The 14,214-nt window shown below is 37.7% G+C and carries 13 protein-coding genes; all 13 read right to left on the bottom strand.

Annotation, left to right across the window (positions count from 1 at the left end; genetic code table 11):
- Positions 1 to 71 precede the first annotated feature (71 nt).
- The 13 genes from argC to BTR42_RS04005 all read right to left on the bottom strand — a co-directional run bounded on the left by argC (position 72) and on the right by BTR42_RS04005 (position 14,212).
- Positions 72 to 1,094 carry an N-acetyl-gamma-glutamyl-phosphate reductase gene (gene argC, locus BTR42_RS04065; RefSeq protein ID WP_077496522.1) on the bottom strand — a complete coding sequence of 341 codons (1,023 nt, stop codon included), beginning with the start codon at positions 1,092 to 1,094 and terminating at the stop codon, positions 72 to 74.
- A 137-nt stretch (positions 1,095 to 1,231) separates the two neighbouring features.
- Positions 1,232 to 1,924: an Rv2686c family ABC transporter permease subunit gene (locus BTR42_RS04060; RefSeq protein ID WP_077496520.1), complete on the bottom strand. Its 693-nt coding sequence runs from the start codon at positions 1,922 to 1,924 to the stop codon at positions 1,232 to 1,234.
- Positions 1,914 to 2,747, bottom strand: a complete 834-nt coding sequence (locus BTR42_RS04055) for an ABC transporter ATP-binding protein (protein ID WP_009853787.1) — start codon at positions 2,745 to 2,747, stop codon at positions 1,914 to 1,916. The genes BTR42_RS04060 and BTR42_RS04055 overlap by 11 nt, the downstream gene beginning before the upstream one ends.
- A gap of 200 nt (positions 2,748 to 2,947) precedes the next feature.
- Positions 2,948 to 4,126 carry a pyridoxal phosphate-dependent aminotransferase gene (locus BTR42_RS04050; RefSeq protein ID WP_077496518.1) on the bottom strand — a complete coding sequence of 393 codons (1,179 nt, stop codon included), beginning with the start codon at positions 4,124 to 4,126 and terminating at the stop codon, positions 2,948 to 2,950.
- A gap of 11 nt (positions 4,127 to 4,137) precedes the next feature.
- Positions 4,138 to 4,920 (bottom strand): carbon-nitrogen family hydrolase, encoded by a 783-nt coding sequence (locus tag BTR42_RS04045; RefSeq protein ID WP_074656450.1) that lies wholly within the window; start codon positions 4,918 to 4,920, stop codon positions 4,138 to 4,140.
- Positions 4,921 to 5,071: 151 nt separating this feature from the next.
- Entirely contained in the window at positions 5,072 to 5,260 is a 189-nt protein-coding gene (locus BTR42_RS04040) for a hypothetical protein (RefSeq protein ID WP_009853783.1), read from the bottom strand.
- 45 nt (positions 5,261 to 5,305) lie between these two features.
- On the bottom strand, positions 5,306 to 7,924 hold the full coding sequence (gene alaS, locus BTR42_RS04035; protein ID WP_074656445.1) for an alanine--tRNA ligase: 2,619 nt from the start codon (positions 7,922 to 7,924) through the stop codon (positions 5,306 to 5,308).
- A gap of 369 nt (positions 7,925 to 8,293) precedes the next feature.
- A complete protein-coding gene (locus BTR42_RS04030; RefSeq protein ID WP_009853781.1) occupies positions 8,294 to 9,400 on the bottom strand; it encodes a peptidyl-prolyl cis-trans isomerase in 1,107 nt (368 codons plus the stop codon).
- A 68-nt stretch (positions 9,401 to 9,468) separates the two neighbouring features.
- Positions 9,469 to 10,170, bottom strand: a complete 702-nt coding sequence (locus BTR42_RS04025) for an O-methyltransferase (RefSeq protein ID WP_009853780.1) — start codon at positions 10,168 to 10,170, stop codon at positions 9,469 to 9,471.
- Between the two features lie 53 nt (positions 10,171 to 10,223).
- Entirely contained in the window at positions 10,224 to 10,835 is a 612-nt protein-coding gene (locus tag BTR42_RS04020; protein ID WP_013642868.1) for an HAD-IA family hydrolase, read from the bottom strand.
- A gap of 21 nt (positions 10,836 to 10,856) precedes the next feature.
- A complete protein-coding gene (locus tag BTR42_RS04015) occupies positions 10,857 to 11,375 on the bottom strand; it encodes a GNAT family N-acetyltransferase (protein ID WP_009853778.1) in 519 nt (172 codons plus the stop codon).
- Between the two features lie 73 nt (positions 11,376 to 11,448).
- Positions 11,449 to 13,251, bottom strand: coding sequence for an oligoendopeptidase F (gene pepF / locus BTR42_RS04010; RefSeq protein ID WP_077496516.1), 1,803 nt, complete (start codon positions 13,249 to 13,251; stop codon positions 11,449 to 11,451).
- Positions 13,241 to 14,212, bottom strand: a complete 972-nt coding sequence (locus tag BTR42_RS04005; protein ID WP_077496514.1) for a competence protein CoiA — start codon at positions 14,210 to 14,212, stop codon at positions 13,241 to 13,243. The genes pepF and BTR42_RS04005 overlap by 11 nt, the downstream gene beginning before the upstream one ends.
- Positions 14,213 to 14,214: the final 2 nt, after the last annotated feature.

The raw sequence follows: 14,214 nt of genomic DNA, 5'->3' as shown, positions 1-14,214 counted from the left end.
CTTCTTATACCTGTAACACGTAAGGAACTCATACTTCCCAATAACCTTCTGTGCTACTTCCTTTCTATACTCTATAAATAATTTGGTGAAATCAACAAACCTTCTGTTTCGTTCCAACCATTCATCAAATTCAGATTTTGCACGGCTTGACCAGCAGCGCCTTTAATCAAATTATCGATAACAGATACGACCGTCAGCACATTTGTGACATCATTGTAAAGAAAACCAATATCTGTAAAGTTTGAACCGATAACATTGTGCAATTCTGGCAAATCATCTTGGATGCGAACAAAAGGTTTGTCCTTGTAAGCATCCTTGTAAATGGCGTATAATTCCGCTTCGCTCAATGGTTTTTTCAATTTAACATAAGAAGTCGCCATAATCCCACGGTTAACTGGCAACAATGATGTTGAAAACTGAATGTGGTGTAACTTCTTGCTAAATAATCGCAATTCCTGCACAATTTCAGGAATATGCTGATGACGGTTTAATTTGTAAGTCACGTAGTTATCATGCACATTGACAAAGTGACTTGATTCTGATAAAGCTTTACCAGCCCCCGTCAAACCACTTTTTGCATCAACGATGATAGAATCTTCTTCAGCCACACCAGCTTTTAGCAATGGAATCAAGGCTAATTCTGTTGCTGTCGCATAGCAACCAGGGTTTGAAATGAATTTCTTACCTTTGACATCTGTAAATTCTGCCAAAGCATATGTAAATTTATTCAACACATCATCACTAGCTGGTGTTTTTTTATACCATTTTTCATAAGAATCAGCTGGCAAACGATGGTCGCCTGACAAATCAATCACTGGGAAATCAACTTCAACAAATGGCTGCGCTAACTGGCTAGCCACCCCACTTGGTGTCGCAAAGAAAACCAAATCTGATTTTGTCATGATTTCTTGAGCATTAAATGCCTCAATAACTAAGTCACAAACACCAACAAGGTAAGGGTATAATTCTGACAATCGTCGGCCGATTTCCTTAGTTGCATGAATCGAAGCAATCGTAACATTTTTATGATTATTCAATAATTTAACTAATTCGAGACCACTATATCCAGTGATACCAACAATTGACACTTTCATAATATACACTCCTTGAATAAATATGTATTCAATTTTATAGTATATTTATTCATAAGTCAAGTATTTTTTGCATAAAAAACAAAAAAAGCATAAATTTTCACTTATGCTTTCACTATTTTTCAAATAATTTCAGTTTGCTAATCAATTTTTCGATTTTTCTTATAAGCAAAATAAAGCGCTATTGAAGTCAAGAAAATCCAAATAAGTAAAACAACCATTGTTTGGTCAGTCAATTGATAACTAGATAATTCCTTAAAATATTTGGCATTTGCACCAATAAAAGAATAATGCATGAATTTGTTAACAGATTTAATAAATTCTGAAAAAAGAGGGAGAAAACTTGCGATAATAACTAATGTAAGACTACAAACCGTTGTTTGGGTTTGATTTTTAGCTAAAAATGCAATTAAAAGATTCAACAACACAAAAATAAGATTAGTCAAGCTCACAACTACTAAAAATTTTCCCCAATCCATATCTTGGATTTGCATTATAATTGGGATTAAAATACTAGAAATCAAGGAAAAAAGGAGTGGAAAAACAACAACTGATAAAATGTACTCTCCCTGCCTTACTCCTGATAAAATCAAAGCTTTTAAATTTTTCTTTTCTTTTTCCTCTGAAATCATGGTCGAGGCAAAGGTACCTGCTGTGTAACTATAAACTAAATTAATTCCCGTTCCGATAAGCGAAGCATTGATTTCTGGATTTCCCAAAGCAGCAAATATCGCCATGTAAAGAATTGGCGAGAAAACCGTAAAAAGAAAAAGTTTATTACTTAATATGAACTGCCAACGTAACCAAAGTAAACTCATAAATCTATTCCCCATGCCATTTTTCTCCTGTCAATTTAATAAAAATAGTTTCCAAATCAGGTTCTGCTGTATGCATACTGACAACATTAGGATTAAGGTAATTGGCAACTTCATCTCTTGAAATAACTTTTTCCTCACCATTTTTATAGAGAAGATGAACATTATCGTCAACACGATACTTTTCAATAATCTCTTCTGGACTTCCATATTCCAAAATTTTACCTTTATTTAATAAAGATAATTTATCACACAATTTAGTTGCTTCTTGCATATTATGAGTTGTCAAAAAAATAGAAATGCCCTTATTCTTCAATTCCAACAATAACTGATGTACTTTTTGTGATAATGTTGGATCCATGCCAGAAGTTGGCTCATCTAAGAAAATAATCTCAGGATCGTGTAAAATTGCACGAATGAGTAATAATCGTTGGCGCATACCAGTAGAAATTTTTTTCGCTTTTTTATTACGATCTTCATATAAATCTAGACGCTTCAACAAATCATCTACTTTACTCATCGGAAGATTGTGAAAACGTGCAAAAAATTCTAAATTCTTATATACAGTCATATTTTCGTAAAAACCTACGGTATCACTCATAATTCCCATTTTTAAATAATCATCAGGAGTTAATTGTTCAGGCTTTTTACCAAGAATTTCAACCTCTCCACTATCTTGTTTTAACTGATTCGTTAAAATATTAATAGTTGTTGTTTTACCAGCACCCGAAGGTCCTAAAAAACCAAAAATTTCCCCTTCATTAACACAAAAGGATACCTCGTCTAAAGCCACAGTATCTTTAAAACTTTTAGACAAATTTTGTACATTTATCCTAACCATTAAATTCTTCCAGTCCCTCTAAAAATTATCAAAATTGATATTTTTATTCTAACAGAAAATTTTAGAATGAAATGTCCAAGTCGTAAAAGGTCACTTTTTCGTCGTAAACAGTAAATTTAAATTCCAGTTTTAATTATTTGGAAATCACAACAATATCATATTAATAAAAAAACTTGGGGTTAAACTTACCCAAGCTTTCACTATTTTTCAAATAATTTCAGTTTGCTAATTCGCTCGACGGCTTCGACAAGGCGGTCTGGTTCGACGAGTAAACCGATTCTGACGTATCCGTCTCCTTGTTCTCCAAAACCTTTTCCTGGTGCGACAGCAACGTGAGCTTCATTTAATAGCAAATCTGCAAAACTTTCGCTGTCATACCCTTCTGGTACGGGCATCCAAGCATAGAACGACCCTTTTGACTCAAAAGCATGCCAACCAATTTTTTCTGCTGCTTGAACAAAAGCATGGCGACGCTTGTCGTATTTCTGATTTAACCCTGCGATTGCTGCCTTTGCTTTTTCATCTAAAAGAGCTGCTGCTCCCGCATCTTGAATAGCAGGGAAGATACTCACAAAAAGGTGGTCTTGTAGCAAATTAAGCGCTTCAATCAATTGTTCATTTCCTGCCGCAAATGCCAAACGCCACCCCGCCATATTAAAGGTCTTAGAAAAAGTGTATAACTCAATGCCGACATCTTTAGCTCCAGGTGTTGACAAAAAGCTTGGATTCTCATAACCGTCTGCCCCTAAGGCACCATAAGCAAAATCGCTAACTACCCCAACCTCGTATTTTTTAGCCCAAGCGACGAGTTCTTCGTAAAATGCTGCAGTTGCAACCGCACCTGTCGGATTATTAGGATAATTAACATAGATGAATTTCGCACGTTTAGCTACTTCTTCAGGAATAGCTTGCAAGTCTGGTAAGAAATTATTTTCAGCTTTTAACGGAAATGTCTCATAGTTGATTTTTCCAAGCGACACACTTGAGAGATAATCTGGATAACCTGGGTCTGGCAACAAGAGCAATTCATCAGGATTCATTGTCGCCAGAGGAAATTCTACCAAGCCAATCTTTGCACCACCAAGGACACAAATTTCCTTTTCGCTATCAAGATTTACATGATAATTGTCCTTATAAAATTGACTGGCTGCCGCTTTAAAATTAGCATTTCCACGAAATTGCGAGTATTTATGAGAAGCAGGATTTTTGGCTGATTCAATTAAAGCATCAACAATGTAATCATAAGTTGGCTGATCTGGATTGCCCTGTCCAAGATTGATGACATCATAGCCTTCTGCCACTTTGACATTAACTTTTGCGACAAGACTAGCAAAAAACTGTTCTGGCAATTCTTGTAAAATCTTTGATTGTGAAAACACCTTAATTCCTCCTAATGATACAAATCTGGCTTGCGGTCAGCAAAAACTGGAATGCAACCCCGAATTTTTTCAACTTCTGTCAAATCAAGTTCAGCCGTAAAAATTCCCTCTTGATTATCTGGCACTTGTAAAACGATTTTCCCCAATGGGTCAATCACCAGAGAATGCCCAGAAAAATGGTCTGAAATGCCATCGCCAACCCGATTGACAGCCACGACAAAAGCCTGATTTTCAACCGCACGCGCTCGCAATAAAATCTCCCATTGCTCCACACGTTCTTTGGGCCATTCAGCTACCACAAATAAAACCTTAGCACCGCTAGACATCAAGGTTCTCACCCATTCTGGAAAACGAATGTCATAACAAATCACACTAGCTGCTTTGACATCATCTAGTTCAAAAACACTTTCTTTATTGCCTGCTTGCAGGTACTCATCTTCTACCATTAAGCCAAACAAATGCACCTTGTCATAATCAGCAATCACTTGCCCCTCTCGATTAAACACATAGGTCGTATTAAAAAAGTGATTTTCTTTTGCCGTTGCGACCGATCCAGCCACCAAATTAACATGGTGCTTCTTAGCAAAATTTCCTAAATCCCTTATCGTTTCTTTCCCATTAATATCAGCAATATCTGCCAGCTGTTTCAAGGCATAGCCAGTATTCCACATCTCAGGAAGAACAATCACATCTGGCGCATCATGCACCGCTTTTTCCAATAACTCCAATACTTTCTTTTTATTTTGCTCAGGATCCGCTTCACGGATAGCCATCTGAATAAGTGAAACTTTCATTTTTCCCTCAATCCTATCTTCTATGAAAATATTCTGAAATCTTAGTGACTATTATAGCAGTCTAACAAGCCCTCGTAAAATAGTTATTTTAAATAGACTCGATAGTTAAAAACTATAACTAAAAAACCCACCTTTTTAGGTGGGCTTATGTTTATTTTCCGCTATCTTGTAACATTTTTATCAGACTGCTGAGGAGACTGCCTTCTGCTAAAGCGACTAGTAAGGTTACCCAATTAACGTGACCTTGCAGAGCATCTACAATAATAATGTAAGCAAGAATCAGCAGCGTTATACCGATAAAAGCGATAGCTAATTTCAAAAGTGTGTTTTTAGATTTCATCTGACAAAACAACTCCTTTATCAGTCAAAGACTGCCTAACAGATGTTACAGATTTTCAGCCACTGCTGCAAGAAGGTCAGCAATTTTAGCGGCATCTGAACCACCAGCCATAGCCATGTCTGGTTTACCACCACCGCGACCTGATACGATTGGTGCCAAAGCTTTAATCAAATTGCCAGCATGAACATCTTTTGATTTGCTTGCTACAAGAACATTGACTTTTTCGCCAATAGCTGCCGCCAATACAAGCACATCAGAGTAATCTTTTTGTTTCCAGTTGTCCGCAAATGTACGAAGAGCACCAGCGTCAGAAACGGTTACTTGGCTAGCAATGTAACGAACACCATTTGCTTCTTTGACATCTTTAAAGACATCACCAGCTTGCGCTGCAGCTGCTTTTTCTTTCAATTCAGCATTTTCTTTTTGCAATTTGTGCAACTGCTCTTGCAAGCTTGCGACTTTATTAGTGACTTCTTTCAATTGTGGGACTTTAAGCGTAGCAGCAATTGTTTTAAGGTCTTCTTCTTCTTGACGGTAAGCTTCAAAGGCTTCTTTACTTGTCACAGCAAGGATACGACGTGTTCCTGAACCAATCCCTTCTTCTTTGACAATCTTGAAGATTCCGATTTCTGCTGTATTTGACACGTGTGTACCACCACAAAGTTCAATTGAATAATCCCCGATTGTGACAACACGGACATTTTTACCGTATTTTTCACCAAACAAAGCCATTGCGCCCATTGATTTCGCAGTATCAATGTCAGTTTCAATAGTCTTAACAGGAATAGCATTCCAAATTTGTTGGTTAACTTCTTCTTCAATTTGACGTAATTCTTCAGCTGTTACAGCTTCAAAGTGAGTAAAGTCAAAGCGCAAGAAGCCTTCTTCATTAAGTGAACCAGCTTGAGTAGCGTGTTCACCGATAACATTGTGAAGCGCAGCGTGAAGCAAGTGGGTTGCTGTGTGGTTTTTAATCACACGGTGACGACGTTTGCTGTCGATTTCAAGAGTGTATGTTGTACCAACTGACAAGCTTGCCAAGACATCAACTGTATGAAGTGCTTGACCATTTGGTGCTTTTTGAACATCAGTCACACGCGCAACGATATCGCCTTTATCATTTTTAATCACACCGTGGTCAGCCACTTGTCCACCCATTTCAGCGTAGAATGGTGTTTTAGCAAAGACAAGCAAGGCTTGACCTTCTGAAACAGCTTCTGTACGTTCGTTATCAGCGATGATAACTGACAATGTAGAATCAAGGACTTCATCTTCGTAGCTAAAAACTGATTCTTCAGTGATGCTTGACAATGTCTCATTTTGCATACCCATTGAGCCGCCTTTAACAACATTGGCACGAGCACGTTCTTGTTGTTCTTTCATAGCAGCTTCAAAGCCAGCATGGTCAATCTTGAAACCTTTATCTTCAGCCAATTCTTCTGTCAATTCAACTGGGAATCCGTATGTATCGTACAATTTGAAGATGTCTTTACCTTCAACCGTATCTTTGCCAGCAGCTTTCAAATCAGCCAACAATTCATCAAGCATGCTTGAGCCAGCATCGATTGTACGAGCAAATGTTTCTTCTTCACGTTTGACGATTTTTTCGATAAAGTCTTGTTTTTCAAGAATCTCTGGGTAGTATGATTCCATGATTTTACCAACAGTTGGAACCAATTTGTACAAGAATGTCTCCTTGATACCAAGACGACGACCGTGCATAACAGCACGACGAAGCAAGCGACGAAGCACGTAACCACGACCTTCATTTCCAGGAAGGGCACCATCACCGATAGCAAATGAAAGTGAGCGGATGTGGTCGGCAATAACTTTGAAGCTCATATTGTCGCCATCTGGATCATAAGTTTTACCAGATAATTTTTCAATTTCGCGAATGATTGGCATGAAGAGGTCAGTTTCAAAGTTTGTTTTAGCCCCTTGCATAACTGCAACCAAACGTTCTAAACCAGCACCCGTATCAATGTTTTTGTGTGGTAATTCTTTGTATTCTGAACGTGGAACAGCTGGGTCGGCATTGAATTGTGACAATACGATGTTCCAGATTTCGATATAACGGTCATTTTCAATATCTTCAGCAAGAAGTTTGATACCAACGTGGTCTGGGTCAAAATCTTCACCACGGTCAAAGAAGATTTCTGTATCTGGTCCTGAAGGTCCAGCACCGATTTCCCAGAAGTTATCTTCGATTGGAATCAAGTGGCTTGGCTCAACACCAAGTGAAATCCAGCGATTGTAAGTATCTTTATCATCTGGATAGTAAGTCATGTAAAGTTTATCTTTAGGGAAATCAAACCATTCTGGGCTTGTTAATAATTCATATCCCCAAGTGATAGCTTCATCACGGAAATAATCACCAACAGAGAAATTCCCCAACATTTCAAACATTGTGTGGTGACGAGCTGTCTTACCAACATTTTCAATGTCGTTTGTACGGATAGCTTTTTGTGCATTTGTGATACGTGGATTTTCAGGAATGACAGAACCGTCAAAATATTTTTTAAGGGTTGCAACACCTGAGTTAATCCATAACAATGTTGGGTCATTTACAGGAACCAAGTTTGCTGAAGGTTCAACAGAATGACCTTTTGATTTCCAAAAATCTAACCACATTTGGCGCACTTGCGCACTAGTTAATTGTTTCATTACATCTTTCCTTTTCTTATTACTAAGCGGTCTTTCAACGCTTGCCATAGATTGAAATCATCCATCAAAATTGTGCTTTTTTGTCATCAAAAAACGACAAGTCCACATACAGAGGGTGACAAACAGCCACGGTACCACCTCTATTCAATGAACTTGTCATTCTTCATTTATATCTTAAATTGTTTTTTCTTCTTTTACTTGATGTCATCAGAAGATGATGTTCAAAGCCTAAAGGTAAGAAAACATGAGTAGCACATTTTTAAATTCTTCCATGGCTCGCAACATCCGCCACTTTTCTGAATCTGAAACTTTAAAAACGATTCTCAATCTTTTTAATTGTACTGTATTTTAAGCTTCAGGTCAAGTATGTTATTCATCTGAACTTTCAGTTGTAGAAGATTCTTCAGTTGAGCTTGATGATGAGCTGTCATCAGAAGAACTTGAAGATGAGCTTGAAGAACTTGAGCTTGATGATGAAGAAGATGATGAGCTTGTTGCATATTGTGAAAGGATGCTTGCAAAGCTATCGTCTTTAATCTTCACATTTGCTTTATCAAGTGCTTTAGCAATAACTTCGTTTTGGAAGTCAGTATCACTTTCATATTGTGCTAAGATGATTTTCTTCAAACGTTTTTTGTAAGTTTTCCAGTCAGAATCTTTTTCTGTTTTCTTAGTTGTTTTCACAATATAGTAAGTGTAAGAATATGTTGATGTATCAAGCACTTTAATAACGTCTGATACAGAACCTTCGTCTTGGTCAAAAGCAGCATTCATAACGTCTTCTGGCAAATCAGTATCTGCTGAATCAAATGTGTATTCTGTCTTATCTGCTGTTGTGTTGTCTTTAGCGATTGTTTCAAAATCAGCACCATCTGCTGTTGCTTGGTCATGAACTGAATTTGCTGTGTCTTCATCGCTCAAAGCAATAACGATAGCTGTTGTGTCAGGATTGTAATCTTCATAAGCTGCTTTATAGTTTTTAGTTGTTAATTTTTTCTTAGCAGCTTGTTTTACAGCGTATTCAACCAACATTGATGTACGAATTTGTTGTTTGTAAGTATCTGATGTCAATCCAGCTGCTGAAAGTGCGCTTGAGAATGATGAACCATATGATGAAGCTGTTGTGTTGTATGCTTCTGAAACATCATCGTCTGATACTTTATCACCGTATTGGTCTTCAAAAACACGTGATAAAATCAAGTTCAACATTGTTTGTTGTGATGAAGAAGTGCTTTTGGCAGCGTTATAGAAATCTGATACTGTGATAGTATCACCTTTCATGGTAACAAGAGCTTTTGTTTCTGAATTGCTGTTAGTAGCAAGGTAAGTTACACCAGCACCGATAAGAGCTGAAGCTACTGCAATTGAAACACCTTTGAAAGCTTTACTTTGAACAACTTTTTTTACTTTTGAAAAATCTTTAGGTTTTTTCTCAGTTTTTGCTTTCTTGAACCCTTTTTTTTCTTTGTTGGCCATGTTATTAAACTCCTTAATTTGTCTTTAACTCCACTAGTATATCACAATAACTTAAATATTGCTTAATTTTACAGTGATATATCTGCTGTATTTTTACGAATCATCAATAATCCGTCGCTTAACGGAAGTAAGGTTGCTGTTAAATTTGGATTATCCAGTGTCGCATCAAACAATCGTTGAAGCCCACGATAGATTGTCCGTTGTCCGCGGCGCACTTCTTCGATTGGCTTGACAATATCCCCGCCTTGGAAAACATCATCAAAGACAATGACTCCGCCGACTTTCAAATGTTTCAAGACTTCTGGTAGAAAGACAATGTATTTTGATTTCGCTGAATCCATAAAAACAAAGTCAAATTCCCCCTCAAGTGTCGAAAGAGTATCAACGGCATCTCCTTCAACCAAAGTAATTTGTTTGCGAGTGTCATATTTGGCAAAATTTTCCTTAGCGAAGGCAATCATTTCAGGATTACGGTCAAGTGTCGTAATCTTCGCATCTGGGGCATTTTCTGCCATTAAAAGTGCTGAAAAGCCGATAGCTGTGCCAATTTCTAAAATATTTTTTGGCTGCAATGTTTGCATCAAAAAACGAAAATAAGCCACAACCTCATGCTGAATAATAGGGATATTTTCTTGATGAGCAAATGCTTCCAATTCTGCCAGATAGCCCTCATTTTGCTTCTGATGTGTTCGCATATAGCGAACAACGTCTTCTTTCACTACGGGACGACGCATATTGTGATTTGCTGTTTTTGAATATGATTTAACCATAACTCTTATTATATAGCAAAATAAACCCGTTGTGAATAGGTTTTCTTTGATTTTTAGTCATTAAAAAGTGCCACAATATCGGATAAATCAGCAATGTGTTGATTGATTTTTGATGACGGTTGACCGAGATTAATTGATTTAATGCCTGCATTTTCGGCAGCTTCAACGTCAAGACGACGGTCACCAACGTAATAAGTGCTTGTTTTATCCAAATCATATTTTTCAAGAAGGTAGTTAATCGCTTCAGGTTCAGGCTTACGAGCGAAGCCATTTGCTGATGTCACCACTTCTGTAAAATACTGACGCACGCCCAATCTTTCTAAAACATCATTTGCCGTGATACCTTTATGCGTATAGACAAAGTGTGTCACTCCTTTTTGTTTGGTTGCCGCAAGAACCTCTGTTAAATGTGGCATGGGTTTTATCAGATAATCACGCGCTTCCTGCTCTTTTTTAAAGAAAGCTGATAGCTCCGCAAAATCTAATTCTTGCTCTTTTGCCACTTGATAAAGCAAAGCTTTGACCGATTCTTTGATAATAAAATCCATAATCCATTGTTCATCAAAAGCCAAGCCATAATGCGCATAAGTCACTTGCAAGGCTTGCCCAATCGCTTCGTAGGAATCCACCAAAGTTCCGTCAAAATCCCAAATAAATGTTGTCACTTCTGTCTCCTCATTTCAATATTAATCTGAATTCTCCAAGTCCAAGGTAATCCAATAACGCGCTAGACGATGCCCATCTTCTAAATCGATAATATTTTCCAAAATACCGCCAGCTTTTTCAATGGTTCTACGACTGGCAATATTGTCCTCACGCGCTGTGATAAGCACAGGATTGATGCCACGTTTGGCATATTGCTCAAGAGCAAAGCTAAGAAGTTTGGTCATGATACCTTGTCGTCTAAATTCTGGTGAGGTTTGATAGCCGATGTGTCCACCAATCGTCGCAAGATTACCCTTTTCCAGCTGCCAACGACAAGATATACGCGCAGCAATTTTCCCATTCAAAAAGGCATAATAGGTCGTCATCGTTGAATAATCAGGGTTAGTAGTTTGTGTTTCTTGCGCTCTGCTATTTTCCACAAAGGTCTTAAAATCACCAATCTCACGTGTCGTGATAAAGGGATTGTCGTCATTTTCCAAAGACGTTTGATAAGCTCGGTAAGCCGCTTCATCATTAACATCTAGTTTCCTAATTTCCATGCCAGCACCTCCAAAAATTTTTTCTATTATAACATAAAAACGAGGTTAGAATGTGCCCAACCTCGCTATAATTTTATAGATGTGCTCCTTTTTCAATTAAAGCTTCCAACTCATCCAAGCGTTCCTCGAAAATTCGGAAAGCAGCGTCTAGATAAGCACTTGTTGTCATATCCACACCAGCTTTTTTGATCACATTAAGCGGATAATCAGAATTACCTGCTTTCAGATAATCAAGGTAGCGGTCAATATCCGCTTGTGTACCGTGAACAACCTTATCAGCTAAATAACTAGCTGCCGCAAATCCTGTAGCGTATTGGTAAACATAGTAATTGTAGTAGAAATGCGGAATGCGTGCCCATTCGTATTGGATTTCTGGGTTGTCTGCTTTGCTGAGTCCATAATATTTCTCGTTTAAGTCGGCATAAAGTTGGTTGAGGTAATCACTCGTCAACACTTCTCCAGCTTGGTCTGCCTTATGAATGATATCTTCAAATTCCGCAAATTGTGCTTGACGGAAAATGGTGCTCTTGAAGCCATCAAGATAATGATTCAAAATTGCAAAGCGTGCTTTGTCATCATCAACTTCTTTCAAAAGTGTCTCTGTCAAAATATTTTCATTAGTTGTTGAAGCAATTTCTGCCAAGAAAATACTATAATCTCCATAAACATAGGGTTGATTTTCACGTGTAAATGTCGAATGCAAGCTGTGCCCCGTTTCGTGAACTAAGGTAAACAAATTATCCAAGGTATCTTGCCAATTTAACAGCATGAAAGCATTGGTATCATACGAACCACCAGAGTAGGCACCAGAGCGTTTGCCTTTATTGACATGGACGTCAATCCAGCGTTCTGTAAAAGCACGATGAACACGCTCAGAATATTCTTTGCCAAAAACAGCCAAGACATCTTCAGCTTTTGCCAAAGCTTCTTCATAGGTAAAACTCATATCCATTTCAGAAAGTGGCGTATGAATATCGTACATTCTCAAATCATCCAGTTTAAGGATTTTCTTGCGAAGTTCCACGTAGCGATGAAGCAAAGGCAGGTTAGCATTGACCGTTTCAATCAAGGTATCATAAACAGATTCTGGAATAAAATTAGCCGAAAGTGCTGCCTCACGTGCTGATTTAAAATGATGAACACGCGCTTCATAGTTATGCACTTTGACATTGGTTTGCAAGGTTTTCGCATAAGTGTGTTGGAATTGTTCATAAGTTGCATACAAAGCTTGGTAAGCTTCTTTGCGGACATCACGATTTTTTGATTCTAACAAGCTAATGAAATTACCATGCGTTAGCTGAATTTCTTTGCCCTCATCGTCTAGAACGATTGGAAAAATGATGTCAGCATTATCCAAAAGCCCAAATGTTTCTCCTGCAGCTCCAAAAATTTCTTGCGCACCTGCTAACAATTCTTCCTCAGCCTGTGACAAAACATGCGGTTGACGTTTGAAAAGTTGCTCAAAGAAATGTGCATAAGCAGATAAAGCTGGTGTTTCTGCCACGAAATCCTCAAAAGATTCTTTAGACAATTGCATTAATTCAGGTTCGTAAAAAGCAAAAATTTCACTAAATTTGGCATAGATTGCTGTTGCTTTAGCTTGGTATTCTTGGTATTTGGCTACTGTTGTATCTTGGTCGTTTTTCATTGAAGCATAAACATAAAGCTTCTCCAAACGACGCGACAAGGCAAGGTAACTTTCCGTAATAGCAAGCAAATCATTACTTGACGCTGTCAAATGCCCTTTGTAAGCTTTAGCATTTTCTAAATCACTATCAAGACTAGCCAGCTCCGCTTCCCAAGCATCATCTGTGGCAAAAACTGTGCTTAAATCCCATTGGTATTTTTCATCAATATGACTACGATTATCTGACATCACATTCTCCTTTTTGAGGTTTATTTACCATTTTATCATAATAAGCTGGCGGATAAAGCCATTGACGTTCTTTTTCTGTTTGATTTTGATAAAAGCAATGAAAATTTTCGTAAAACGGTGATAAATCTTGGGAAATCTGACAGAACCCCTCAGCAAAATCAAAAGGACGAACTTGTGGAAAGTAAGCCGATAAAGGCAAACTTAGCAAATTTTTTCCTTGTAAATAAGCTTCTTCTTGCCTTTTTAACCAAATTGAATGGCGAGAAGATAGCTGTTTTTGAATATAAGTTAATAAGGTTTGGTCTTGGTTTACCTCGTAAGTTGAAAGCTTCTGCTGCCGATAAGGAAGTCGAAAAAATGCCATAATATCATCTGAAAATGAACAAGTCTTGGTTAGATAGTGAACCTTTCCATGCAAATCTTCATAGATTAAATAATGTAAACGAATGAGCTGTTTTGTGACATCCAACTCCCACAAATGAAAGCCCATATTCTGCGAAAAATAAAGAAAATGACGTTGCAAAGGTGATAAACGATTGCCGAGCCACAACTTTTCACCCAACAACCAAAGCACTTGAATACCATGACTTTGATAGGCTTTTGTGCGTTGAAATAATCGCTGTTCTGATAAGCGCGAACATTGCACTTCTAAAACCAAATTATCATTGACAAATAAATCAGCCACCTGATGTAAATCTGGTAAAACTTTTTCAACCACGACTTGTTCAGTCCGCGACACAGCATGATAAAGCGCCGCTTTTAACTGAAGATGCTCACTGCTTTCATTTTCACTATAAAAATCACACTTATCCAAAGAAACATGAGCAAAGTGCGGACGCATAACTTTGCCATTTTTTAAACGCACAGCAGAGCGGCAAGCTGGGCAAACAAAATTTTGGTTGGCTGGGATAGCGTCTAACAAAGACACTAATTTTCCATTTTCATCAAGCGCTGATAACACAT

This window comes from Streptococcus gallolyticus subsp. gallolyticus DSM 16831, from assembly GCF_002000985.1.
GTDB classification, from domain to species: domain Bacteria; phylum Bacillota; class Bacilli; order Lactobacillales; family Streptococcaceae; genus Streptococcus; species Streptococcus gallolyticus.
Note: the sequence above shows the minus strand (reverse complement) of the source record. Positions and strands in the feature narration are given on the sequence as shown.

Excerpts from the sequence above, each read along its gene's own strand:
- BTR42_RS04055 (WP_009853787.1), bottom strand. The coding sequence starts at position 2,747 with ATGGTTAGGATAAATGTACAAAATTTGTCTAAAAGTTTTAAAGATACT.
- BTR42_RS04060 (WP_077496520.1), bottom strand. The coding sequence starts at position 1,924 with ATGGGGAATAGATTTATGAGTTTACTTTGGTTACGTTGGCAGTTCATA.
- BTR42_RS04030 (WP_009853781.1), bottom strand. The coding sequence starts at position 9,400 with ATGGCCAACAAAGAAAAAAAAGGGTTCAAGAAAGCAAAAACTGAGAAA.
- BTR42_RS04040 (WP_009853783.1), bottom strand. The coding sequence starts at position 5,260 with ATGAAATCTAAAAACACACTTTTGAAATTAGCTATCGCTTTTATCGGT.
- argC (WP_077496522.1), bottom strand. The coding sequence starts at position 1,094 with ATGAAAGTGTCAATTGTTGGTATCACTGGATATAGTGGTCTCGAATTA.
- pepF (WP_077496516.1), bottom strand. The coding sequence starts at position 13,251 with ATGTCAGATAATCGTAGTCATATTGATGAAAAATACCAATGGGATTTA.
- alaS (WP_074656445.1), bottom strand. The coding sequence starts at position 7,924 with ATGAAACAATTAACTAGTGCGCAAGTGCGCCAAATGTGGTTAGATTTT.
- BTR42_RS04025 (WP_009853780.1), bottom strand. The coding sequence starts at position 10,170 with ATGGTTAAATCATATTCAAAAACAGCAAATCACAATATGCGTCGTCCC.
- BTR42_RS04045 (WP_074656450.1), bottom strand. The coding sequence starts at position 4,920 with ATGAAAGTTTCACTTATTCAGATGGCTATCCGTGAAGCGGATCCTGAG.
- BTR42_RS04015 (WP_009853778.1), bottom strand. The coding sequence starts at position 11,375 with ATGGAAATTAGGAAACTAGATGTTAATGATGAAGCGGCTTACCGAGCT.